This is a genomic window from Paenibacillus rhizovicinus, assembly GCF_010365285.1.
GTDB classification, from domain to species: domain Bacteria; phylum Bacillota; class Bacilli; order Paenibacillales; family Paenibacillaceae; genus Paenibacillus_Z; species Paenibacillus_Z rhizovicinus.
The window spans coordinates 211,479-235,793 of the sequence record NZ_CP048286.1; the positions used below are offsets into that span (position 1 = coordinate 211,479).

Below are 24,315 nucleotides of genomic sequence, written 5' to 3' on the forward strand. Positions count from 1 at the left end.
TCGTAATGACTTAGAGAAAGGACAATTGCATCGGATCGCAACGAAATACGGTAACGATCGGTCCGTTCACACTCGCTGTCGCACCTCCTCTGCGGTTCCATTGGTCCAGCCTGGCAAAGAACTATCCGACCACATTCGACAAAATGTTAGCGTTTTCAAAAAGAAAAAAAGCTCTCCACATTCTTCTTTCCTAGAACAATGCCGTGTATATATGGTGGACTGAACTTATTATACGAGTAGCGGAAATCATTTCCTATGAGGCAGTCTTATCCTTTACAGGCGTATATTGCCTTCATTCCGCGAAGCATTCGAAAGCTCGGCTGGATGGAAGTCGTTGAAGATCCGTTCTATCCAACCTTCCGAACCCTCATCTGTTTGACGCCGCGTATTATTGTGCTTTCGCTGCCTTCGAGACAGTTTTCGAGACAGTTTTCGAGACAGTTTTCGAGACAGTCTCCGGGACATCCTCCGAGCTATCCTCCGGGCTATCCCGGACGGGGTGTCGAATCGTAATCTTCGTCCCTTTGCCTTCGCCGGTGTCGATTCGCAGCTTGTAGTCGTTGCCGAAGTAAATTTTCAGCCGCTCGTTCACATTGCGCAAGCCGACGCCATTGCGCCCCGCCGTCTTCTTATCGGCCGGCTCCGCATCCAGCTGCTGCAAGACCGCTGCCGGAATTCCTTTGCCGTTATCCGTGACTTCGATGACGATATCCTGCTCCTCCACGTAGCCGGATAGAATCACTTTGCCCTTATCGAAGTTGCCGCGAATGCTGTGCTGAATCGCATTCTCCACGAGCGGTTGCAGAAGCAGCCGCATGAACGGCATCCCGAGCACCTCGTCATCGAAGAAATACATCACCCGCAGCGGTCTCCCGATCCGGGCTTGTTCGATCTGCACGTAAGCCTTCACCTGTTCGACTTCGCGTCCGACCGTCGTGATGTCCTTGCCTTGGTTCAAGCTTAGGCGCAGTAAATTCCCGAGCGTGGATACCATCTCCCCGATGTCGGAACGTCCGTGATTCTCCGCCTTCCACCGGATCGACTCCAGCGTATTGTACAGAAAATGCGGATTGATCTGATGGCTGAGCACTTGAAACTCCAGTTCCTTCTTGTTGCGTTCCGCTTGCGTGGACTGCGCGATCAAGCTTTCGATGGTCCGCACGATTCTGCCGAATCCGCTATACAGCAAGCCGATCTCGTCTTTGCGGGTTTGGTGCGGAATCGTCAGATCGAAGTCTCCGTCCTCCAGCTTCCGCATCAGGCGGACAAGCCGGAAGACAGGCTGCGTAAAATGCAGCGTGATATGGATGACGAGTCCGATGGAGCAAATCACGTAGACGACCAGAAACAAGAACATCACCCGGTTCATCTCCGAGACCGGATGCGTGAGCGCGCTCATCGGGGTCAAACTGACGATCGTCCACGGCTTGCTGTCCATGCGAACGAACGTCGTCAACTGATTCTTGCCATGAACGGCTAACGTCTCCGTACCTTCCGGTTCCCTATCGCGCAGATCCAACAGCTCCCGCGAAGGCAGGGCTTGGCCCGTCCATTCATTCTGGGACGAATCGAACAAGATCAAGCCTTGCCGGTCGACGATCAGAAACCGCTGGCCCTGCATCCGGTCGGACGGGGTGAAGAACCGCCTGAGATGGTCTTCGGCCAAATCGATGACCACGATGCCCCGTGGCGCGCGATCGTGCAGCCCCGTAAACGTCTTGACGTACGAAAGGAGGGGACTGGCGTTCTTCCCCTGATTCTCCGTCAGATGCCACGATGGCACGACGCTGTCCTTCGCTTCCCGGAACCACGCTTCCCCGCCGATTTTCGTCGACTCTCCCAATGTTCGCATATAGGTGGGGTAGAGGGACGGATCGAGCGGATAGACGTGCAGCTGCATCGCATCGAATTGGACTTTTTTCTGATAAACGATGCTGAGCATGTTCACCGCGAAAGCCCCTTCTTCTTGCGCGCTCTGCGGCGGGCGCACCAACAGCTGCTGGAGCGACTTGTCGCCGATCAGATCATTGATTTGGCCGTTCAATTGGTCCAGATACGTCTCCACGTTGATTTTCGCCTGTTCCAAGTAACTTAAGGAGAAGGTCGTATTGGCATATTTGATCCCTTCGACCGACTTCGTGTGCGCATACGACGAGAATACGATGAACGGAAAGACCGTGATCGCCAAGAACAACAGAATCATTTTGTTGCGCAGGGACGAGAACAACATCAAGGACGCTTTATTCATCCGCGATCCCCAGTTGTTTCCGATATTCTTTCGGCGTGAAGCCCAATTGCTTTTTGAACACTTTCGAGAAATACACCGGATCCTTGTATCCGACTTGATAGGAGATTTGATAGATCTTGTGCTTGACGTCGCCGAGCATCGCTTTGGCCTGCATGATCCGAACTTCCGTCAGATACTCAAGGAACGTCTTCCCTTTCTCCTTCTTGAACAGCTTGCTCAGCCATACCGAGGTGACATGCACTTCTTCCGTTACGGTCTGCAAGGAGATGTTATCCGCAAATCTCGTCCGAATGATCTTCTCCGCTTCCTGCACGATCTGGCTCGACATCGACGTCAGCTTGCGGTGGTCGGCAGCCATGGCCATCAGACATTCCTGTGCTTGTTCCTTCAACGATTGGAGATTATCGTACTGTTCCAGCTGCTCCCAGAGCGCGATCGGATTGCGTTCCCATGTCCGATCCGGCCATCCCGCCGCCGAAGCCCCGCGGTAAATGCCCATCAGCCATTTGAAAATGCTCTGTTGGATGTCCTTTAAACTGCAGAGCTCCCAGGACTTGACCATCTCGTCGAATCCGTTCATGGATGCGGCGATCTCCTCGTCCGATCCGTACCTGACCAGATCGAGCACTTCGCTCGTTTCCCGGATCGACAGCTCGGTCCGCTCGCAATCCGTCTCGCATTCCGTTTCGGTAAACACCCGATTGCCGCCGTACACCGCTTTACGGTCCAATAGCTGGCAGCATTCGCCGTACAGGCGATGAAGATGGCTGAGCTCCTTCGGCGCGGAGCTCAGGCCGATGCTCGCTTTGACCTTGACGAATTCGTTAATCCGCTGAAGGCAGATTTGCGAGATCGAATAGTAGTGTTCGACCGATTCGAATCGCGAACAGTCGAACACCGCAACCCACTTCTGGCGCGAATCGCTGAACAGCGCGGTCGGGGAGAGACATACTTCGGTCAGCGTTTGTCTGACCACGTTGCCGATGCCGAACAAGACCAGCTCTCGCTCGCTCGGGCTGCCCTTCTGGTTAACGATCGCCTTCAGATCGTCGGCTTCCACGACCATCAGCAGGAGCGGAGCCGACTGCATCCACTCCAGCTTGAGCGCCTGCAGCCGATGCGAGACTCTCGTCTCGCGATAGGGATCGTACTCATGCTCGACGATCTCGCGCAGCAATTCCTCCTGCAGCTTGGGCGTGGCGAAATGCACCTCCTGGATCATCTGCGCATGATGGTGCTTGTCGAGACTCTCTCGCATGATCAATTCGACGGCTTTAAGCACGATGCTTTCCAGCTCGCTCGTATTGATCGGCTTCAATATATAGTCGATGGCGCCAAGCTGCATCGCATGCTTGACCAGTTCGAAGTCGTCGTAACCGCTGATGAGGATCGCCTTATAACCGTAATCGTCCATCCGCTGCAGTTCCCCCAGAAATTCAAGCCCGGACATTCGGCTCATCTTGATATCGGTGACGATCAGTTCGGGCCTCATCCGTTCTGCGATCTCTAACGCCGTATCTCCGTCATCCGCGACGAGCACTTTCTCGATCCCGTATTCGCTCCACGGAATCCGTTTCAACAACCCTTCCCGAATCTCGTATTCATCGTCCACGATTAGTACGCTGATCAATTCATTCACCTTCCCTTAAGCTATTCATGGACAACGCTGCCGCTCATTCGCGAATGCGCGCAGCTATGTATTGATCGACCTGTTTCTGGACGTTGGCTATGATCGAATCCAGCCCTCCTGCCTTCTGCTTCTGAATGTACGCGGCGATCGACGGGTCGATATCCGGCACGGTTCCGTATTCGATCGGTTTGCCGACATCCTCGTAAATTTGATCCCGCTTGGCCAAGTCGTCCACGATGGCGCTGTCGGACAGGAAGATGCCGTCCACCGGGGACGGCACGTTCGTCGGAAGCTCGGCGAAATTGCTCTCTTCCGCCCAGAATCCCGCGGGATATGTCTCCGTGGGCCGCATGTAGGCCAAATTCCAGAATGCCCACTGTCCTCCCCAATCCATATAATTGCTCGTGGAGAACCGCATGTCCCCCGGATAGAGCGCAGTATTGCCGTTCAGCACGTAAGTTTTGCCCTCGATGCCGTAGATCACGAGATCGTACAGCCTGCGGTCCGTTTCAAGCATGTCGAGAAACCGCAATACGCGGTCGGCGTGATCGGAATTCCGGTTGATCGCCAGCACGTTAGCGATGGACGAGCGGTTGACGAACTTCTTGTCGGGATAAATCAACGACATCTGCTGCTTGTACGAAGCATCGACGAATCCGGGATCGGCGGCGTACGCCCATTCATGGGACGTGATCGTGAACAGCATTTTGCCGTTTCGCCATTGATCGGCCGCGCTCTCCGTGTCCAGCAGGACATCCCGGTTCAAGATTTGATCGTCGTACCATCGCTTGCTCATCACGGCCGCTTCTTCATAGAAGGGCTGCTGCTCGATTGCCCGGACCGTTAGATTCGGATCGTTCATATAGAAGCCGAGCCCGTGGAAGCCCAAGTCCACCCACTCGTCCCGCACCACATAGAGCGGAAGCGCCGACGTGCGGCTAAGCTTGGCGTTCGGATACGCTTTCTTCAGATCATGCAGCAAGGCATCGACGTCCCCGATTGTCCGGACCGAACCCGGAGCGCGAACGATGCCCGCTTCGTCGGCCAAATCCTCGCGCCATCCGGCATATACCCGCTGGTTCATCTTGACATTCCACGGCATGCCGACGATCGCTCCGTCTACCGTCGCCGAGGCAAGCGTGTTCTTATCCCGGTACATGGCATACAGATGCGGCGCGTACTTGGGAAGCAAATCGTTAAGCGCTAAGTAGGATCCCCTGGCCGCCATTTGCTGGAACGAATTGTCCGAATCGAAGTTCAAATCCCAGTTATCTCCAGAGGCCGCCATGGCAAGCAGCTTGCCAGAATAGTCGGGCCATGGAATGTAATGAATCGCGAAATTGACGTTCAAGCCTCTGGATTTAACGTATTCGCTCACGTTGGACCAGACCTCGTCCGTCGCTGACTTCTTGTCCCCGCCAAAATAAAAGCTGAGCGTCACTTCTTGCTCTTGCGGATTCCGTTCCGCCGATGTTGACGCAGGCGACACATCGGGCTCGGCCGCCATATCGACGGTTCCGATGTTCCGGTCGCCGTTGCACGCCGAGAGCCCGAACTGCAGCATCAGTACGATGGGGATCGCCTTCGCGATCCCGAAATATTTTCCGGCCATCCTTTTCCCTCCTTTTCGTATTGATAATATACAAAATAACGCCCATCCTGACAGGGTCGATAGACGTATGCGCTTTCAATAATGAATAGGGGCGAACTGAAGATTCGCCTGCGTGAAGGTCCGCACTCGCAACTGCGCCTTTATCTTATCGCCGCCATCGCCGGCGAACAATGAGACGATCCAAAACAAAACCAGACATTTTTGTACAATCGGGATTTTTTTCCTTTTTCTGCGGCTTGCAAACGCGGGATGCCAAGCGAATGACAAAAGAGACCGCCGGGACAATTCGTCCCGGACAGTCTCCGCCGATGGTGTGTTTATTGAGCCGCGCCTGTCGATGCTTGCAATTCTTTGGTCTTCTTGTTCCAAGCTTCCGTCTCCGGAATGACGTCGTTGATGTTGCGGTCGCCGAAGATCACGTCGTTCAAAATATTGTTCCAGTTGTAATCGCCCCAGGCAGGAACGGTAACGCCCGGTTGAATCTTCGCATTCTTCTGCGCGATTTTGACCGCTTCGATGTTCTTGCCCTGCCAGATCGGAGCTTGATCGTAGTACGCGGTCAACTCCGGATCGATAACGGATGCGTTCGCGCCTTGATCGATCTTCCACTTCTGCGCTTCCTTCGTAAATTGGAAGCTGAGCCACAGGAACGCTTCGTTCTTGTGCTTCGAACCGGCAAGCAGCGAGAGCGGCCCGTAGATCGAGTAGCCCGGCTGGCTGGACGTGCCTTTCGGGAACGGAAGAACGTCCCAGTTGAATTGCGCCTTCTTCTTCAAGTCCGGCAGCACCCAGTCGCCGCCGATCGCGAAGCCCGTCTTGCCGTTGAGGAAGTCTTTCGTGACGTTGCCGGAAGCCTCGGCGGCCGCGTTGCTTTGCATCGAGCCGTCCTTCGTCACGAACTCGTGCAGCCATTTGATATCGTCCATCACGCCCGGCGTGGACATGACGCTTTGCGTAAGATCCTCGTTCATATACTGCAGGTTGGACGCGTGTCCGTCGGCAATGGCTTTGGTGCTCAGCAGCCGCATTTGAATCTCGGGTTGGGTCGTTACGCCATATTCTCCGGCGTCCGGGTCGGTAATTTGCTTCGCGATGTCGCGGAAATCGTCGTAGGTCCAGTCGTTGCCCGGCATATCCACGCCATGCTTGGCCAGCAGGTCCTTGTTGACCAGCACCCACATCGGCACGTCGACCATCGGAACGGCGAGCTTCTTGTTCTTATACGTCATCGTATCGAAGAAGCCTTGCGGGAGCGTCGTCTCTTGGAATATCGGGCTCGAATCGATGTAAGGCGTCAAGTCCTCGACCAAGCCTCCTTGGTCGAACGAGATCAAGTCGGTATCGATCTCCGTTACGTCCGCCGGCGTTCCGGCAGCCTCGAGAGCGGCGATGACCTGCATGACCGGCTGGCCGTTAACGGGGACTTCCTCGATCGTGATCCAAGGATACTTCTTATGGAACATATCGTACAGCTGATTATAGGCTCCGTTCTTCCACGAGATGAACTTCAAGGTAACGGGATCATTCTCGGCAGTTGACGGCTGGTTGGCCGCGGCGTTCGCGGCGTCATCGGCGTTCTTGTTCTCGCCGCCCGCAGCCGCTGCATTTCCGTTGCCCTTGTTCGTGTTCGTGCTGCCGTTCGTGTTACTGCTAGTGTTGTTGTTGTTGCTTTCGCTGCCGCAAGCGGTCAGCATGAAGGATAATGCCAGGACGCTGCTCAGCGCCAACGTACTCATGCGTTTGGTTTTCATTCGGTGTTTCCTCCCCTGATTTGTTTGCCTTCCCGCAATTCGTGTCCAAGCCAATGCGCTTCCCAAGCATGCAGCCCTTCTCTGTCCGGGCATCACTCCCTTCATTGCGATTCGCTCTTCTTATTCCACGACCCCGGTCCGCTCGATGCCGGTTACGAACCAACGCTGCAAGAACATGAAGATCAGAATGGGCGGCAGAATAATCAGAAACGCTCCGGCCATCTTCGTGCTTTCCGTGACCGGATTGCGGACGGAATCGGTATGGCCGAGCAGCGACGGATTAAGCACGTCCTCGAGATTGTCCAGGCGGATCGACAACGGCGTGAACCCTTTGGCGAGAAACATCGACGGTTCGTAGTACATGTTCCAATACCAGATGAACGAGAACAGGAACACGACCAGGCAGGCGGAACGCGCGAGCGGCAGCATGATGCCGAAGAACAGCCGGAACGTTGAAGCGCCGTCGAGCTTCGCCGCCTCCTCCAGGCTTTGCGGCTGGGCATTGAAGAACTGCCTGAAAATCAGAATGAACAGCGCCCCCTTCAATCCCTGTCCGAAGATCGCCGGAACGAGGAAGACGAAGATCGTATTGAGCAGGCTGAGCTTGCTGAAGATGACGTAAAGCGGAATGATGATGATCTGCGGCGGAATGAGGAACGTCAGAATGACGAACGCCGTGATGAGACCTTTGAACGGCACGGCCAGACGGGCCAGCGCGTAGCCCGTCATCGCGCAGATCATCACCTGCGCAACCGAGCAGCTTACGGCGATCATCGCCGTGTTGCGCAGCGCCGCAGGATACCGCAGCCCCTCGTATGCCTTGGATAAATTCTCCCAGGTGATCTGACGGGGAATCCATTTGACGGTCGGATCAAGCAAATCGCTCATGTTTTTGAACATCGTGCTGATCATGTAGAGCAAGGGCTGCAAATACAGATAAGCGACGATCGATAGCAAGAAATAGAGAATCAGCTTCGCGAGCAAGCCGTCCGACAGGTTGCGGCCCAGCACCACATGCTTCACCTTCTGGGTTTCGCGGCTCCAGAGCAGCCCTCTTAACTGGGCTCTTGCCTTCTCTGTCCATAATCCGTTGCTCATGTTCGAGCCCTCCTAGTCTTCATGCTCCGTTCGAACAACCATAGGACAAGAGCGATCAGCACGAAGATGAATGCGAAGTAAATCCATGCCAGCGCGCTGGCGTAGCCATAACCGGTATCGATCTTGAACATGTTGTCCTTGACGTGCTTCAGCACCGGATTGAGCGGGAACGTGAACAGATCGATAATCGTGTACAGCATGTTCAGGCTGATGAACGGCACGCAGGCCGGAAGCGTGATTTTCCAGAAGCTGTCCCAAGGCGACGCCCCGTCGATCCGGACCGCCTCGTAGATCGAAGCCGATATCGTTTGAAAACCCGCGATGAAGATAAGAATCTGTACGCCGGAGTACCACAGGATGAGAATGACGATGCCTAGCACGTTCATGACGGTCTTGGCGAATTCGGCTCCGATATACTCCCGGACGATCGGCTCCAAGTTATACTGATCGAGGAACGGGATGTCCCCCGCCCCTTGATTGAACAACTCGGTCAGCACCTGGCCGGTCGCGAAGATAACGGGCAGGAAGAACAGCGCGCGATACAGGAATCTGCCGGGGAACCGCTGATTCAACATGAGCGAGATGAGCAAGGCGAAAATAACGATGATGGGAACCATCAGCAGCATCTGCTCGAAATACGTAATCAGCTCGATCGGGAATACATTATCCTTCACGAAGGCATCGCGATAATTTTGCCAGCCCAGCCAGACGTATTTGAATCCGCCCGGAACGACGGAAACCTTATGGAAGGACATGAACAGCGACCAGCCGACCGGGATGGCGACGAACACGCCGAAGCCGATCAGCCACGGCAGCATGAACAGCATGCCGATCCCGTAGCGCTGCGAGTGATAGAGGCGCGCCTGCCTCTTGTACGCGTTCAACTTGCTCATGCGCCTCCTCCCTTCGTAACCTCGAACGATTTGGTTCCGTAATCGACGATCACTTTCGTTCCGTCCTCGTAGGTCGTTGCATACCGATTCGCGGACAGCTTCTCGTGATCGACGATCTCTTGCGCGAATACGCCGGCGAGCGCGTCGAACTTGCCGTATTCGTCCACGATCCGGCTCTCCCATTTCCCGAACTGGCTGCTGTACAGGAAGTTGGATTCCGTTTCGAGCAGCTTGCGGGAGTCGTCATGGGTGACGAAGAACGAAGGAACGGCCCCGTATTCGATGCCGCGGAGAAATTCGGTCTCCATATCGTCCCGCAGATTGCCTTCGGTAAAGGAATAAGGAACATAGCCATGCAGCACGATCGGGTAGAACGGAACGGTCTCGTCGACCATGAAATCATGGCTCGAATCGTCGGGTAAGGCATCGATATAATCCGTATCCCCGACTGAGTAGGCGTTGCCCCTGTAGACGCCGGCCGAACCGAGCGCCTGCCTCGTATAAGCCAGCAGGCCATCATAGACTTCCTTGGTATATTGGCGGGTTACGATGCCCGAAGGCTCGTAGTCGTTGAACAGCATCTCGCCGATTCCGCTGTAATGGATTCCGGACACGCCGATGCTCTTCAGCTTGTCGATCGTCTTGACGGCGTTCGACACGGTCAGCACCGGCTTTGAGAGATACCAGCCTTCATCGATGAAGGCGGTTCCGGCGATCGAGCGGATGGCATAGTTTTTGCCCGAGGTGGCCGAATGTTCGTCGACCCACAGGAAGTCGTCCTGGAAGAGCACGTCCGTGCCTTCCTCCTTCATCTTCGCCACGAACTTCTTCGCCGCGGACTCGCCGCCAAGCGCCGATTCTATCGGGAAGCGCTTCTCCATATCGTAATCCCCTTGATTCTGCCAGCCGTAGTAGATGACTTTGGCGTTCGCGACGCCCTGACCCCGCAAGCGCTCCACGATATCCGTCGCTTGCGGGAATGTCGTAGCGGCTACGTATTTCACCCGTCCGTAGGCTTTCTCGAAGTTGCCGCCCATGATCTTCAGATACAGCGGAACATGATCGACGGGTTTCAATGGCGACTTCAGCTGTCCTGCTTCCGTCAAATAATCGCGATAGGCGTCGGCCATTCCGACGTAGCCGGCATCCTTCCCGCTCAGAAAGCGATATTCCAGCTCGCGGTCCCGATCCAGACGCTGCTTCTGAATCGCCTTGGTCGGCGCAGCCAGCCGGCTCATCTGGTACAGATATTCCTCGCGGTAGATCTGGCTGGAATAAATGTTGAAGAAGGAGGATTTGGCACCCGGCGCCATCGCGGCGATATTGGCGGAATCATCGCCCTCGGTCAGAATCGCGAGGTATGCGTGCTCCCCTCGCTTCATGCCGAACACGGGATACGCGATATCTTCCCGCCGCTCTCCCGAGCGCATCCAGTTGCTCGAATTGGATACCTCCGTCCCATAGACCTGATGGATATAACCTCGCGAGATGTCCGCATGGGCGACGTTGAAGTTAATGAGCCCGCCCGGACCGTCCGGCACGAACAGATACCCGTCCTCGTTCGCCGCGGCGGCGCCGAAGTAAGGCAGAATGTCGAGGGAGAAGAACGAATAGTCTCCCTCTTCCCGAATGCCGTTCGCCGGCACGCGGACCTTCAGTCCGCCTTCCGTCAGTTCGTATTGGATCGCGAAGCCGAGCTTCTGCTCCGGGAAGCTATAAACGACCTGCAGGCCGTCGGCGGATTGGGTCATGACCGTCTCGGTCCCGGGACTCTCTCCGTTCAGTACCCCGCGGACGGTCTGATCCGTTCCGCCCGTCTTGACGTAGGTGAGCGTGAACGGCGACTTCAGATTGGACAGCAGCTGTCCCTTGACGGTCTCCTTGGCTAATTGCTCCCCGATCGGATTGCTGGTCCACCGGTAGCCGGAACCGATCTCGTCTACGGCGATTTGCAAATTGTCCGGGCGAACGAACAAGCGGAACTTATCGTTCGCGGCGACAAGCGCGTATCCTGCCGCGTCCGGGGCAGGTTTCCACCGTTCGCCGGAATACAATGGCGCATGAACGGGCTCCGCCGCATCGATGCCGGCTTCGGCGAACGTCTGCGCGGCGGTCGGCTGGCCGCCTCGGGACAGCACGATCAACAGCAGAAGGAACACGACCGCGACGAAGGCGGCAATCAGCTTTACGCGAAGGGATAAGCGCCGGATAACGTTAATGATAGAAACTCACCTCTTTGTAAAACTGATAGAAAAAGTCGTATAGGTTATAGGTCAGTCCGAAGATAAGGAATCCGAACAGCCAGATCGTTCCGATCGCGAACACGGTAATGGCCGAGTTCTTGATCGTCTCCACGAAATCGAAATTATGAATGACCTGCGTCATGACGAAGAACATGACGACGAGCCACAGCACCATCACCGAGTGCAGAGAACCGAGGATCACCTTCTCTTCCAACGTGACGATATTGGACAGCAGGATCATAGGGATGCTGAAGAACAAGTAAGGCGCGAGCGCGTACGTGCTGCCCTGGATGACTTCTCTCAGCCTGCCTTCGCCATCCTTGACGCTGCATACCAGATAATTCGCGATAATCCAGGTCACCCACGGAAGGACGAACAGTCCGAGCTCGTTGCGCAGGTTGATCGTGGCCAGATTGACCGGATGGAACAGAAATCCGGTCCCGTACAAGGACGCCAGCTTGGTTGCGACGATCGCCGCCAGGAGCGTGATCGTGATCCATGGCGCGACTCTCGCTTCCTTCAAGCGATAAAAGCCCTGGTACGGATGAAGCATGGTGTAACCGAAACTCCTTAAATCCATCAGCGGCTTATTCCAGGTCAATGGCAGAGGCCGCCTCTTCAGCAGTTTGCGTACGCCCTTCCAGCCGAAATGGACGAAGGCCCACAGCCCCGCCAGCCAAAGGGCCAGCGCGACGAAGTGGTTCTGAAGCCACTCCAGACGAATCTGCCAGAACGCCTTGGAATAGTCTTCAGTGTCGTAAGCCATCTTCATAAACTTCAGCGCCGTCTTGTTATCGTTCTCGTGCAGATACACTTTCCCCAAGCCTTGGAAGGTCCCGTTGTACATATCGTTGCGGGAATAAACCCGTTCCCAGTACGTCTTGCTCTCTTCGTATTTGCCGTCCGCGTAGAGTACCAGCGCTTGGAGCACGTCGCTGCCGAACGCGGTTCGAACGTACTTGTGCAAGGTCTTGGTGCGGCTGTCGGAGATCCAGATGGAATTATGCGAATCCACGCCGACTCCGGTCGGAAAGCCGAGAACGCCGTATTGCTGCGTGTCTTTGTCGACTAAACCGAACGAGAACAACGCTTTGCCGGTCCGGTCGTACAAATTGATTCGCATGGATTCCAGATCGACGTTGTACAGGAAGCCGTCCGCGTCGATCGCGACGTCCACGATCCCGTGGCCATGCTCCAGCGTTTTGTTCTTGAAGGCGTCCACGCCTCCGGCGTTCAACTTGCGGACGGCTCCTTGGCCGAAGTCGCCCGCCGTCGCCGTATAGATAAACCCATCCTTATCCATGGACACATTCGTGATCGGCCGCGGCAAACTCGCTTTCTCCTTCGCCAATTGCTCCTTGTTTAGCATGTGCTTCTTCAACCAGTTCAGCAGCGTCTGCTCCGCCTTGTTGGCGCCGAAGTAACCCATGAATTCCCCTTGTTCGTTCAAACGCACAAGCCCCTGATAGGAGGCGTTCAACGCGATATACATGACGCCGCGGCGATCGACGACAAGCTTGTTCGGCACGAATTGCTCGGTCGCCAGCAAGTTCGTATCCGGCTTCTTGTATTCGCGGGCAAACTTCCCGTTCGTGTCGAATACGGCGATTCGCTGATTGCCGGAATCGGCCACGTACACGCTGCCGTCCGGCGTAACGAAGACGCCTTCCGGCGAATCGAGCTGTCCAAGCCCCTTCTCGTCGCCGATCGTTCGCAGCAGCGTGCCGTCATTGTTCAGCACGACGATTTGATTCCGTTCTTTATCCGCGACGTAAACCCGATCATCCGGGCCTACTTGCAGGTCGACCGGCTCTCCGAAGTGCGCGGTATACGCATCCGCCGGCGTGTAGATCGGCTGGATGCGGAACCAATCCGCTTGATTGCTGTCATAATAAGTCGTCGTATAGGGGAGCTGCGCGTACATCGTACCGGGAGCGGCAAGCATGAACGCCGCGAACGCCAGCAGTAACGTAATCCATTTCTTCATCGTTCCGACTTCCTTTACAGATGAAATTACTTGATTCCGGAATGGACCATCGTCTCAAGCACTTTCCGCTGGAAGAGCAGAAAGATGATCAGGTTCGGAATGAACATCAGCAAGCCCGCGGCTGCCGCCATATTCTGGCCGGCCACGTTGTTCTGCAGACCGCTGAGCAAGCTGTTCACATAGAAGGCGAGCGTTCTCATCGTCTCCTTCTGCATGAACAAGGTGGATGTCTCCACATCTCCCCACACCCCCTGGAACGTGAAAATGGCGATTGTCGCAATAGCGGGCACGGACAGGGGCAGCACCAACCGGATGAAAATGCCGAAATGGCTCGAACCGTCGATTTTGGCCGCTTCGATCAAGTCGTTCGGAATTTGCGCGATGAACCCGACGAGCATGAACACCGCGACCGGCGAGGCCAGGGCGGGCAGCACATGCCCGAAATAGGTGTTGTTCAGACCGATTCCGCTGATGATCAGATAACGCGGGATCGAAACCGTCTCCGGCGCGAACATGAGCGACAACGTAATCATGGCCATGATCAGATGCTTGAAATGAAAGCTGCGTTTGGCGATCACGTATGCCGCCATCGTGCTGACAACGATCACGCTGGTCAGCGTCATCGCCGCCACGACCAAGCTGTTGAAGAGGTAGCGCGTGAACGGAACCGTCGCGTTCGCCGCATGCAGGAAGAGCGCCTCGAAATTAGCGAACGTCGGATGCTGCACGAAGAATCGCGGCGGGAACAAGAACAGCTCGTTTTGCGGTTTGAAGGCATGATTCAGAATGAAAACGATCGGCAGCGACATAAAAGCCGCAAGCGCGGTAAAGACGACGATAAGAATGATTTGAAACGGCGACGTTCTGCGAAGTCTGCGAATCATCGTTCTACAGCTCCTCCTTTGAATCGAACAGCCGATAGGCGAACCGCATGGCAAAGTAGCTGACGATCAGCAGCATGACCGCGATCGATGAAGCGTAGCCCAGCTCGAAGCGAATAAACGCGTAATCGTCGATGTGGTTGATAATGAGATGCCCCGCATATTGGGGAGTGATCGCCATCCCTGTCAATTGCGTCGAGATGCTGCCGGCCTTCAGCGTGGAGACGATCGTCATGACGGCGCTGAACAGCATCTGCGGCTTCATCGATGGAATGGTAATATAGAATACCTCTTGCAGCCGGTTCGAGATGCCGTCGATGCGACCGGCCTCGTACAGCTCCCTATTGACCGTCTGCAGTCCTGCCAGCATGGCGAGGAAGCCGACGCTGAAGCTCACCCATAAGGAGACCCCGATCATGATTTTCATCAGATATTTCGGGTCCTGCAGCCAAACGACCGGCCCGTCGATCCAGCCCATCGAGAGCAGCAGATGATTGACGTAGCCTACGCGGTCGCCGCTGAAGGCGGCGATCCACACGACGGATAGCGCCACGGCGCCGGCCATCGAAGGCGCGTAGAAGGCTAACGTGTAATAATCCCGGATTTTGATCGGCAGCTGATGGATCAGCCAAGCGAACAGGAACGAGAGCGCATAGCCTCCAGGTCCGACGATCAGCGCGAACAGGAACGTATTCGGCAAGGCTTTCGTCAGGAAGATGATATCCTGCGTGAACAGCGCGATGTAGTTATCGAAGCCGATGAAATGCAGCGATCCGAAGCCGTTGTAGGAAGTGAAGCCGAGCGTTGCGGCCATGACCACCGGGACGACGATAAAGACGATGAAGCAAATCAGGAACGGCGCCAGGAAGAGATAACAGAACGCGTCGCGCCGGATATCCGCCAGGAAGCGGTTCAATTTCAACAGTACGTTACTTGATCGTCTCGTCCTCAACTCGGGAGACAGCTCTGTTCTCATCTACTTGCCTCCTCCCATTGAAAAGGTTTCACGATTTGCGGCACGCGCAAGTCCGCGTTGCTCTTGATGCCGAAGTCGTTCTGACGGAGGTTCATCTCGCGCTGGAGCGACAGTTCTGCTTCCTCCAGCGATTCCTCGGCAGGCATGTTGTCGAACACCGTACGGTTCCAGGCGAAATCCATTTCCCGGCCAAGGAAGTAATAGCCCGGCACGACCGGCATGTTTTTCGCCCAGCGGGCCTGCTCCCGGATCGCCTTCAGGTCGTCGCTCGGCCAGCTCAGCGATTTCATCGCCTCGACGTTCGCCGTGTTCCATCGGAATTCCATCCCGTAGAACGATTCGATGTCATTGGCGTACTGGGCTTGGACGCCGGCCGAGGTCCACCATTGGAGGAACTGCCATGCTTGGTCCTTGTGCTCGCTCTTCTTCATGATCATCGCGGCGGACAGTCCTTGCTGCGACCAACGGGCCACCTCTCCGTCTGCTTGCGGGACGCCCGGAAGCGGCGCGATTTTCCAATGTCCGGTAATCTCCGGGGCGGCGACCAGCAATTGCACGTACGTGTTGAAGTCGGCGACCCCGATCGGAATATCCCCGTCGCGGAAATGTTGGAAGAACGCCGGAATGTCGATCGGCAAGTTGTACTTCGTATACAGGTCCGTCCATTGCTTGAACGACTTCAACCCGGCCTCGCTGGTCAAGGTGGCCCGCAATCCGTCCGGCGAATACGGCTCGGCGCCGTTCTCGAAGAACAAGGTCGAGAAGTCGGCTTTCGGGAAATTGATCGTCATTCCGTTCTCCTGCAGCGTCGGCAGAATATCGAAGACGTCGTCCCACGTATCGGGAACCTTCAGGTGCAAGTTGTCCAGGACGTCCGTCCGGTAGAACAGCATCTGGAAGTTCTGCACTTCCGGAAGCCCGTACGTTCCGCCGTTATACGACAGAGCCCGCTCGACGCCGGGGATGAACCGTTTCGAAACGTCGTCGAATCCGGGATACTTGGAGAGATCCTCCACCGCGCTGCGCATCGCATAATCGGCCGGCGTCGACTCGCCGATGCCGAGCGCGACGTCCGGAACGTCGCCGGCCGCGTTGCCCAGCACGAGCATGTTCGGATTCGGCATCAGGTTGATGTTGACCTTAATGCCGGTCTTCGGCGTGAAGTCCTGATCGACCAGCTCGCGCAGCAGATCGGCATAATCGCGACCCCGCTGAATCCAAATCGTCAGAGCGCCGTCCTCGTTGTCCTTGCTTAGATCGTAATCCATGAAGAAGGAGCGTCCGAAGTCCTTGAGCGCATAGGGAATTCTCGCCAGTGCCGTCGGCACCTTCAATCCGGTCTTCGTACCTGGCGTACGGACGACTGCAAAGTCGAATAGCAGCGGTTCTTGCGTCAACGTAGACATCCAGGTGCCGATATTGCTCTGAATGGTCGAGAAGTCGTTGATCTTGTTCGGAACCTCGTTCACGTCCGTTAACATATCGTTCAGCATGTCGATCGACGTCTCGATTGCCTGCGACAAATCGGAGCTCCGGCCGTTCACGCCGTTGATGTAATCCCGAATGTCGGTCAGTCTTCGAATGAAGCCTTGAAGCTTCGCGGCTACGTCGGGATCGTACTTGACCATATCCCAAGTGCGCGTGGAATCGATGTTCGCATCGAAAGCCGACTTGCTGTAGTTGCCCGTGATGAGGCGGATATGCCGGTCATAGTCGGCCAGCTGCGAGAGCGTATCCTGCAAAGCCAGGTTAATCGGCTCCAGTACCGAGGAATCCGCGGTCATGCGGATCGCGTGCGTCCCCTTCCGCAGATAGAACCGATAAGGCTTGCCTTGCGAATCCGCCAGCGTCGTGATCTCGAATTCCTTATGGTAATCGAAACCGTAATGAAGCAATTCCTTGAACGGCGTTTGGCCGTCGATCTCGATGGTGCGGTAGGCTTTGAAGCCCGGACGGTAATTTTGGAAGTTTTTCAGATCAAGCTCGTACCAGCCGTCGCTCGGCACCGCCATCTGCCACTCGACCCATTCGCCCGGATTTTTCCATTGGTTCCCTCCAAGCACGTTGTACGTGACCCGGCCTTCTGGATCCGGCGAGATGTAGGGCTCCGCCCAATGGTCCGTCTGGATGGTCAGACTCGATTTGCGCTGAAACTGCTCCGCTTCGGTCATCGCGTACCAGCTGGCTTCGGAGGCGGCGGCCGGCTGGGATGCCGCGTATTCCTCGTAGGAGGCGATCGGCGCCTGCGGTTGGAACGAAATGGCGCGCAGCGCGACCGGTTCTCTCTCGCCGACAAGCCGCAGCGTATGTTCTCCTTGCTCCAGACGGTACAACAACGGTCTGGACGAGACCGAATAATCACTCAGCGCTTTGTCCGCCCATCCGCTTAGCTCGGTCTGCTGCGGACGCACCTGCATGCCGATCTCGTTGCGGTCGTACGGATATTTGGCGTCCTTCCATTGCCGCTCCAGCTCCAGATGCTCCGATTCGAGGTAAGGATAGCTCCCGTCGATCTGAACCCCCCGGACAATGGAAACCTTGCCGCCCGGAAGCGGCTTGTATTCCAGATGAAGCTCGTACCAGCCGGCTTGCGGAGCTTCGAATTTCCATTCCACCCAGCCGGATTCGCTGTTCCAATCCAATTCGCCATCCGCTTGGCCCGTCTCCAGCTCTGCGATCGGATCAGCCTGCGCGTAATCGGCCGGAATGATCGGGATCGGCTTCGCTTTCGCTGCCTCCGCTGCTGCTTCGGGATGATCGAGCATCGCCATGGCATAAGACGGCTCGGCGCTCTTCTCTTTGAAATTCAATAATGCAGAAGCGTCGGCATTCGAAGCGTAGATGACGGTGTCCTTGCTGGATAGCCAATGAATAGCGCCGAATAAGAGCGCAAGGATCAGAACGAGCCGGAACCCGATTCGAGCGGACTTGGAGCCGCGATAGAGACGATAAAAGCTCATCCCTCATCTCCTCCGACCGCCGCGCCCGTATTCTCGTCGAAGAAGTGGAGCTTGTCGGGATTGAAGCCGACGACCACCGAATCGTCGGTTCTGTAGATGACCTCCGGATCGGTACGCGCGATGATCTTGGTCTCTCCGAACGCGGCATGAACGTAGGAATCGGCGCCCGTCACTTCTGTCATGAGCACGATCGAGGGAACGAAGCCCTCTTCGCCTTCCGCCGGCAGTTCCTGCCGCAGCACGACATGCTCGGGCCTCACGCCGAGCACGACGTTTCGCACTTGTCTCGTCATTCGCTCGAAGCGGACATCGAACTTCTCCGGAAGCAGCAGCTTCATCCGCCGGTTCGTAAAGTAGAAGCGGCCTTCATCCCGAATCACGTTACCCGGGATAAAGTTCATTTGCGGCGAGCCGATGAAACCGGCGACGAACAGGTTGGCGGGCTCGTTATACAATTGCCACGGCGGCGCCACCTGCTGGATAACCCCGTCCTTCATGACGACGATCCGCGTTCCCATCGTCATCGCTTCTACTTGATCGTGGGTAACGTAGACCGTCGTCCGCTTCAAATCGCTTTGCAGCTTGATGATCTCCGCCCTTGTTTGCGCTCTCAGCTTGGCATCCAAATTGGATAACGGTTCGTCCATCAGGAACACTTGCGGTTCTCGGGCGATCGCGCGTCCCAAGGCGACCCGCTGCTTCTGTCCGCCGGATAATTGGCTCGGATTGCGGTCGAGCAGATGCGAGATTTCCAAGATCTTGGTGACTCGGTTGACCCTCAGGTCGATTTCGTATTTGGCTGTCTTGCGCAGTTTGAGGCCGAGCGCGATATTCTCGAATACCGTCATGTTCGGGTACAAAGCGTAATTCTGAAACACCATCGCGATATCCCGATCCTTGGGAGAGACGTAATTGACATACTTATCGTCGATATACAGCTCTCCGCTGCTGATCTCTTCGAGGCCTGCCAGCATGCGCAGCGTCGTCGACTTGCCGCAGCCGGAAGGCCCGACCAGCACGAGAAATTCTCCTTCTTCAATGGACAGGTGAAAATCGTTCACAGCCGGGCGGGACTCGCCCTTGTATCTCTTGAAGACGTGGTTGAACATAATTCTTCCCACCGAAACCTCACCTTTCGCGTTTACTCTTCTACGGCTTGCTTGAATTCATGGTATCGTAAAGGCGGCGTGACAATAATAAGGGAGATTTAACTTTTAGAGTAATAATTTAGCTTCCTTGAACGAACCGGCTTCAATGGCCAAATTGAAATGAATGCGCAAAAAAAGAGCTTAACCATTGAACAATGGCAAGCTCTTTATAGGTGTACGTCTCTGCGATGTGTACAACAAATCAAAATTGGCGCTATTTTCGGCAGATAAAGATCAGTTCATGGTGGTCTGCGGCAGCTGGTTCGTCGCTGAAATCACCGAAGATTTGTATGTCGCTGAAGCCTGCGCGCTCAAGCATCAATACCAGCTCGTTCTTCGTATAGTCATCCAATCTTTGCGTTTGAACTTCCTCTTTGATAAGCTTTCCTTCATGCCACAGCCGAAGTCGCATCTGACGGGTGGCAACGTTCTCCAAGGGATCTGTCTCAAGTGACCGGGCAGCTATTTCCAGCTCCGTGCCGTCAGCCAGAAGGTGCCGCTCACTGGATGCAGGCCATGCCTCGGGTTCAGCCCGCCTGTACTCGGCCAACCTCGCCAGCCAAGCGGGCGAATCGTTCCATCGCGCCGAATAATTAAACGCGAACGTGCCGCCTGGACGGAGATGCTCATGACAGCACTGCATGGCCTGCATCGTCAGACGATGCTCTCCGCCGAGTCCGATCACTCCGTTGGCAAATATCGTCCTGTAGCGGCGGGGCAGATCCAGCTCGTGCATAGCCTGCGCATATAGCCTGGGCGAAAGGCCTTGCATTGCTGCTCGCTCTTGGCAGACTGCAAGCATATCCTCCGAATAGTCGCAGCCATCCACATCCAGACCAGCCTGCAATAAGTTGAGCAGCAAGCGTCCACTGCCGCAGCCCAGATCAAGTGCAGGTTGTCCGGACGTCTCGATCAGTGCCTTGTAGTACGCTGCTTCTGGACCTACTTCCGTCCACAATTCGGCATGCGCCCGCGCGACAAGGCCATAGTGCCATATTTGAGGTTGTTGCATATCTAATGACCTCCTTCCGCTCTCGTTCTTTCTCGCTTTATATTATTCCGATTTGCGGGACTAATGCCCTTTCTTCTCCAACAACCTCGCCAATGAAACTTCATTTCTCAGTTCTCTTCCTTACTTTCACGTTAGATTTACAAATTATTTACAAATGATTTACGAAACTTTTCCTACTGCGTGGCGTTTAACCTCGCTGGAGGTGAAATCATGAAAAATAAATTCGTCAAGAACCTGTCCCTTGCTGCTATTGTACTCTCATTAGCTATTCTTGGAACGGCGTGCGGCAGCAGCAACAGCAATAGCGTTGATAATTCTGCGGTGAACGCATCGACCAACGCCGCCGGAGACAACACAGGTGATAACTCGGCTGCGGCAAACAACGGGTCGTCGGCCAACGAAGCGGTGTCGGAAGACAACGCTCCTACCGAGGTAGAAGCTGTATTCAACGCCATCAATGCGGACAAGACCGTCGAAATCGAAACCGGCGTAGGTCCTCTTACTTACAAGGTCAGCGCGGAGCTTGCCGACAAGGTATCTCAATGGGAAAAAGGCACGAAAGTAAAATATCAGTACAAAGAAGACACGATCACAGCAATCGATAAAGAGTAAAATTGCAGATGATGATGCACCGCAAAAATCCTAAGTACGACTTTGATCAAAGTCATCCTTAGGATTTTTTGTTTCTTGAATGAATCATCCGCCGATATCGCGTCAGGTGACATTCAGGATAATGTCCTTCAGTTCGATCAGCGTCTTGATTCGATAGCTGGCCTGCGAGAAATCATGCGTTTGAGTAAAGTCGTTATGGACAATGGCACAGTCAATACCGGCCGCCACGGCCGAATTCAACCCTCTGTTGGAATCCTCTACGACCAGGGTCTCTTCTTTGGCAGCTCCGAATCGCCGCAGGCCGGTCAAGTATGGCTCCGGGTGAGGCTTGGAACGCTCGTAGTCTTCGCGAACAAGGACGAATTCCATGAATCGTCTAATCTGGCGCTCTTGATGAATAAGTTCAAAATCCGCGCGTTTTGCAGTCGTCACGATGGCCATGCGGACGTGCTTTGACAATTCGGCCAGCGTTTCGACTACGCCTTCGATTTCGATGGCTTCCGTTCTTAGATATTCCTGATAATAGGCGTTGCGAACCTCGCGCTGCTTGCTGATGGTCTGTTCATCAATTCCTGCCGCCTTGGCTTGTGACCACGTGCCCAATGACTGAGTCATGTCGCGGAGATATTGATTTTTATCCAATGTAAATCCAATGTCAGCCAGAGCTCTTTCGCCTGCTTTGTAATACCAGTATTCCGTATCGACAAGCACGCCATCATGATCGAAGAGGATGTACTTTTTCATCGTTTCTCTCTCCTTTGTCAGCTGCGTCAACCTAACTAGACCTCATTCGCGTCACCCAAGTGCCTGGCGAGAAATCTCTCGGCCGCTTCATAGAACCTCAATCGGTTCTGCGGTTTGACGAAACCGTGACCTTCGTCCGGGAAGAGCAAATATTCATGATCCAGTCCCCTCGCCCTTAGCGCGTCGACGATTTGTTCCGATTCGCTTTGCTTCACTCTCGGGTCATTGCCGCCTTGGGCGATCAGCAGCGGAATTCGGATCTGATCGGTTTTAAATAACGGAGACCTGGATCGGAGGAACGCTTCCTCCAGATCGGGGTTTCCCACCCTTTCGTGAAGAATGGCAAGCATCGGCGCCCAATACGGCGGAACGGAGCGAATGAACGTGACCAGGCTGCTCGGGCCGACCACGTCCACTGCGCAGCAGAAAAGTTCCGGCGTGAACGTCGCCCCGACCAGTGCCGCATATCCGCCATAAGATGTACCGTAGATGGCCACGCGATCCGGATTCGCGTATCCCATCCGCACGGCCCATTCGACGGCATCCACGAGATCGTTATGCATGGCGCCTGCCCATTCTTTATTGCCTGCGTTGAGAAAGGCTTTACCGTATCCCGTCGAGCCCCTGAAGTTGACCGATAGGCAGGCGTAGCCTCGGTTTGCCAGCCACTGATGTTCCGATTGAAAACCCCAGCGGTCCCTCCCCCACGGTCCGCCGTGCACGTTCAGAACCATCGGGACGCCCTCGCGCCGTCTTGGCGGAAACGTGATGTAGCCGTGAATCGTTAGTCCGTCCCGCGATGTAAAGGATATCGGTTCCATCGGCGCCAGTTCGAACTCCGCCAGGACCGGATCGGCATGAAACAGGAACGTTCCCGTTCGGGACTGCCTGTCGTAGGTGTAGTAAACGGACGACTCCTTGTCGGATTGGAATGTAATCAGCCACATGCGGTTCTCAAGATCCCAGCTGCTTAACTGGAAATCTCCATCATGCAGATTGCGAATCGCCGCAAAATCCTCTTCAACCTCCGCAGCCAGCACGGTCCATTGTTTGCGTTCCCTGAAGTACGAAACTGCCTGAACCTCGTAAGTATCGGGATCGATCATCACTTCTCCAACGTCGTATTGCGGGTCCTCCGCCAGTACGCGATATGACCCGTCCCGCGTATTCATGCGTACCAGACGGCCCGAATTCGAATTTCTCGAATCGATGACGTACAGCTCTCCGCCGTCTTTGGCGAAGCCGATCGGTCCGCTCGACAGGGCGTCCTCGCTGTCCCACGACACGATTGTTCTCCAATCGGAGCGCTCGTCATCGCGGACTAACAGGTCTATTCCGCCTTCCGGCGCGGCGGCGCACGCCCCACGCACTTGCAAATCGGCATCTACCACCCAGCCGAGAATGTTGCCGGGGTTTTCGGCGATAAGCGTTAATGCTCCGGTTGATATCGCAAGGCGATAAACGTCGTGAGCGGCCTCGTTTTCCTTATTCAGCAAGATGATTAGCTCGTCGGGATGATGCTTGCTCGTATGGATGACGTGCGCTTGCACGTTCTCGAACGGCGTCAGGTCGATTGTTTCCTTTCCCTCCAAATTCACGGAATAGAGCCGCCAATTTTCGTTGCCTCCGGCATCTTGCAGGTAGAGGAGATGCTTGCTGTCGTAACCCCAGAAATACCAACGGATGCCTCGTTCGCGGTCATAGGTAACCGGCTCTCGCGCATGCCCTCCGATAGGCCAGATCCAGATGTTTTGGACGCCTTCAACCGGAGCCAGATACGAAATATACGCGCCATCCGGAGATAGCTGAGTTTGCGTTTTGTCCGTATTGCCGAATAGGATTTCTCTCGGGATCAAACGGACTTCCGATGCAGAACCGTTCATGAATACCTGCTCCTTTAGCGTTGATTGATACCAGCATTCCTTGTTCGATTGGCGGCATGATTGCTCTTCATTGTCATCTTCGCATCGCTTCAAGCCCCTGCTTGCGCTGTTTTGGGGCTGCGGTACCGTTCAGCCTGCAAATTGAACATATACGCATACTTGCCATTCAGTTCCATTAAATCCTTGTGGCTTCCCTGTTCGATGATCCGTCCATCCTCGATCATGTAGATGGTATCGGCCATGCGCGTGGTGGACAGCCGGTGGGAGATGAAGACCACGGTCTTGTTGCCGGCTTCCTTCAGGATCGCCTCGTTCATGTTGTACTCGCTGATCGGGTCCAAGGCGCTGGATGGTTCGTCCAGCACGATGATCCGGCAATTCTTGTACAGCACCCGAGCGATCGCCACCTTCTGCGCCTCGCCGCCGGACAGTAGGGCTATGAAATCCTCAGACTACAACAATTCGGTAAAAGGAAAATAATCCCTCTTTTGTCTTGCCGAATTTTGCAAACGGAAGCCGAGTGTCTCCTCGTACGAAGACTTATCCGGCATTCGCAACGGCTAACATCCGCGATCGCGCATAATTCATCCCAATAGATGGCATGAATAAAACGGCGAACTTATATATGACCACCAAA

At 55.2% G+C, this 24,315-nt stretch carries 17 protein-coding genes; 1 reads left to right on the forward strand and 16 read right to left on the reverse strand.

From position 1 onward, the window contains the following. Positions 1–388: 388 nt before the first annotated feature. The 13 genes from GZH47_RS00880 to GZH47_RS00940 all read right to left on the reverse strand — a co-directional run bounded on the left by GZH47_RS00880 (position 389) and on the right by GZH47_RS00940 (position 20,439). Entirely contained in the window at positions 389–2,248 is a 1,860-nt protein-coding gene (locus tag GZH47_RS00880; protein WP_162638098.1) for a cache domain-containing sensor histidine kinase, read from the reverse strand. Then, a complete protein-coding gene (locus GZH47_RS00885) occupies positions 2,241–3,878 on the reverse strand; it encodes a response regulator transcription factor (RefSeq protein WP_162638099.1) in 1,638 nt (545 codons plus the stop codon). The genes GZH47_RS00880 and GZH47_RS00885 overlap by 8 nt, the downstream gene beginning before the upstream one ends. 43 nt (positions 3,879–3,921) lie before the next feature. After that, the gene (locus GZH47_RS00890) at positions 3,922–5,490 is read right to left on the reverse strand and encodes an extracellular solute-binding protein (RefSeq protein ID WP_225446308.1); all 1,569 of its coding nucleotides are present in this window, start codon (positions 5,488–5,490) and stop codon (positions 3,922–3,924) included. A 317-nt stretch (positions 5,491–5,807) separates the two neighbouring features. Beyond that, positions 5,808–7,241: an ABC transporter substrate-binding protein gene (locus tag GZH47_RS00895; RefSeq protein WP_162638100.1), complete on the reverse strand. Its 1,434-nt coding sequence runs from the start codon at positions 7,239–7,241 to the stop codon at positions 5,808–5,810. A 120-nt stretch (positions 7,242–7,361) separates the two neighbouring features. After that, positions 7,362–8,339: a carbohydrate ABC transporter permease gene (locus tag GZH47_RS00900; RefSeq protein ID WP_162638101.1), complete on the reverse strand. Its 978-nt coding sequence runs from the start codon at positions 8,337–8,339 to the stop codon at positions 7,362–7,364. Then, positions 8,336–9,232: a carbohydrate ABC transporter permease gene (locus GZH47_RS00905; RefSeq protein ID WP_225446309.1), complete on the reverse strand. Its 897-nt coding sequence runs from the start codon at positions 9,230–9,232 to the stop codon at positions 8,336–8,338. Before GZH47_RS00905 ends, GZH47_RS00900 begins: the two co-directional genes overlap by 4 nt. Next, complete coding sequence (locus GZH47_RS00910) at positions 9,229–11,391, reverse strand: DUF5696 domain-containing protein (RefSeq protein WP_162638102.1); 2,163 nt, start codon at positions 11,389–11,391, stop codon at positions 9,229–9,231. The genes GZH47_RS00905 and GZH47_RS00910 overlap by 4 nt, the downstream gene beginning before the upstream one ends. 55 nt (positions 11,392–11,446) lie before the next feature. Next, positions 11,447–13,462, reverse strand: coding sequence for a YIP1 family protein (locus tag GZH47_RS00915; RefSeq protein WP_162638103.1), 2,016 nt, complete (start codon positions 13,460–13,462; stop codon positions 11,447–11,449). Positions 13,463–13,488: 26 nt separating this feature from the next. After that, complete coding sequence (locus GZH47_RS00920; RefSeq protein WP_162638104.1) at positions 13,489–14,346, reverse strand: carbohydrate ABC transporter permease; 858 nt, start codon at positions 14,344–14,346, stop codon at positions 13,489–13,491. Between the two features lie 4 nt (positions 14,347–14,350). After that, complete coding sequence (locus GZH47_RS00925) at positions 14,351–15,319, reverse strand: carbohydrate ABC transporter permease (protein ID WP_225446310.1); 969 nt, start codon at positions 15,317–15,319, stop codon at positions 14,351–14,353. After that, positions 15,316–18,279 (reverse strand): extracellular solute-binding protein, encoded by a 2,964-nt coding sequence (locus GZH47_RS00930; RefSeq protein WP_162638105.1) that lies wholly within the window; start codon positions 18,277–18,279, stop codon positions 15,316–15,318. The genes GZH47_RS00925 and GZH47_RS00930 overlap by 4 nt, the downstream gene beginning before the upstream one ends. After that, a complete protein-coding gene (locus GZH47_RS00935; RefSeq protein ID WP_192043572.1) occupies positions 18,276–19,400 on the reverse strand; it encodes an ABC transporter ATP-binding protein in 1,125 nt (374 codons plus the stop codon). Before GZH47_RS00935 ends, GZH47_RS00930 begins: the two co-directional genes overlap by 4 nt. Positions 19,401–19,641: 241 nt before the next feature. Next, positions 19,642–20,439 carry a class I SAM-dependent DNA methyltransferase gene (locus tag GZH47_RS00940; protein WP_162638106.1) on the reverse strand — a complete coding sequence of 266 codons (798 nt, stop codon included), beginning with the start codon at positions 20,437–20,439 and terminating at the stop codon, positions 19,642–19,644. A 210-nt stretch (positions 20,440–20,649) separates the two neighbouring features. Here GZH47_RS00940 and GZH47_RS00945 point away from each other — a divergent pair, with 210 nt between their 5' ends. Further along, positions 20,650–21,051, forward strand: coding sequence for a hypothetical protein (locus GZH47_RS00945; RefSeq protein ID WP_162638107.1), 402 nt, complete (start codon positions 20,650–20,652; stop codon positions 21,049–21,051). Positions 21,052–21,153: 102 nt separating this feature from the next. On the opposite strand, the gene GZH47_RS00950 is transcribed toward GZH47_RS00945, so the two are convergent. From GZH47_RS00950 to GZH47_RS00960, 3 genes are all read right to left on the reverse strand, one after another. Continuing rightward, positions 21,154–21,795 (reverse strand): HAD family hydrolase, encoded by a 642-nt coding sequence (locus GZH47_RS00950; protein ID WP_162638108.1) that lies wholly within the window; start codon positions 21,793–21,795, stop codon positions 21,154–21,156. A 35-nt stretch (positions 21,796–21,830) separates the two neighbouring features. Further along, the gene (locus tag GZH47_RS00955; RefSeq protein WP_162638109.1) at positions 21,831–23,678 is read right to left on the reverse strand and encodes a S9 family peptidase; all 1,848 of its coding nucleotides are present in this window, start codon (positions 23,676–23,678) and stop codon (positions 21,831–21,833) included. An 89-nt stretch (positions 23,679–23,767) separates the two neighbouring features. After that, positions 23,768–24,118: an ATP-binding cassette domain-containing protein gene (locus GZH47_RS00960; protein ID WP_162645012.1), complete on the reverse strand. Its 351-nt coding sequence runs from the start codon at positions 24,116–24,118 to the stop codon at positions 23,768–23,770. Positions 24,119–24,315 lie beyond the last annotated feature (197 nt).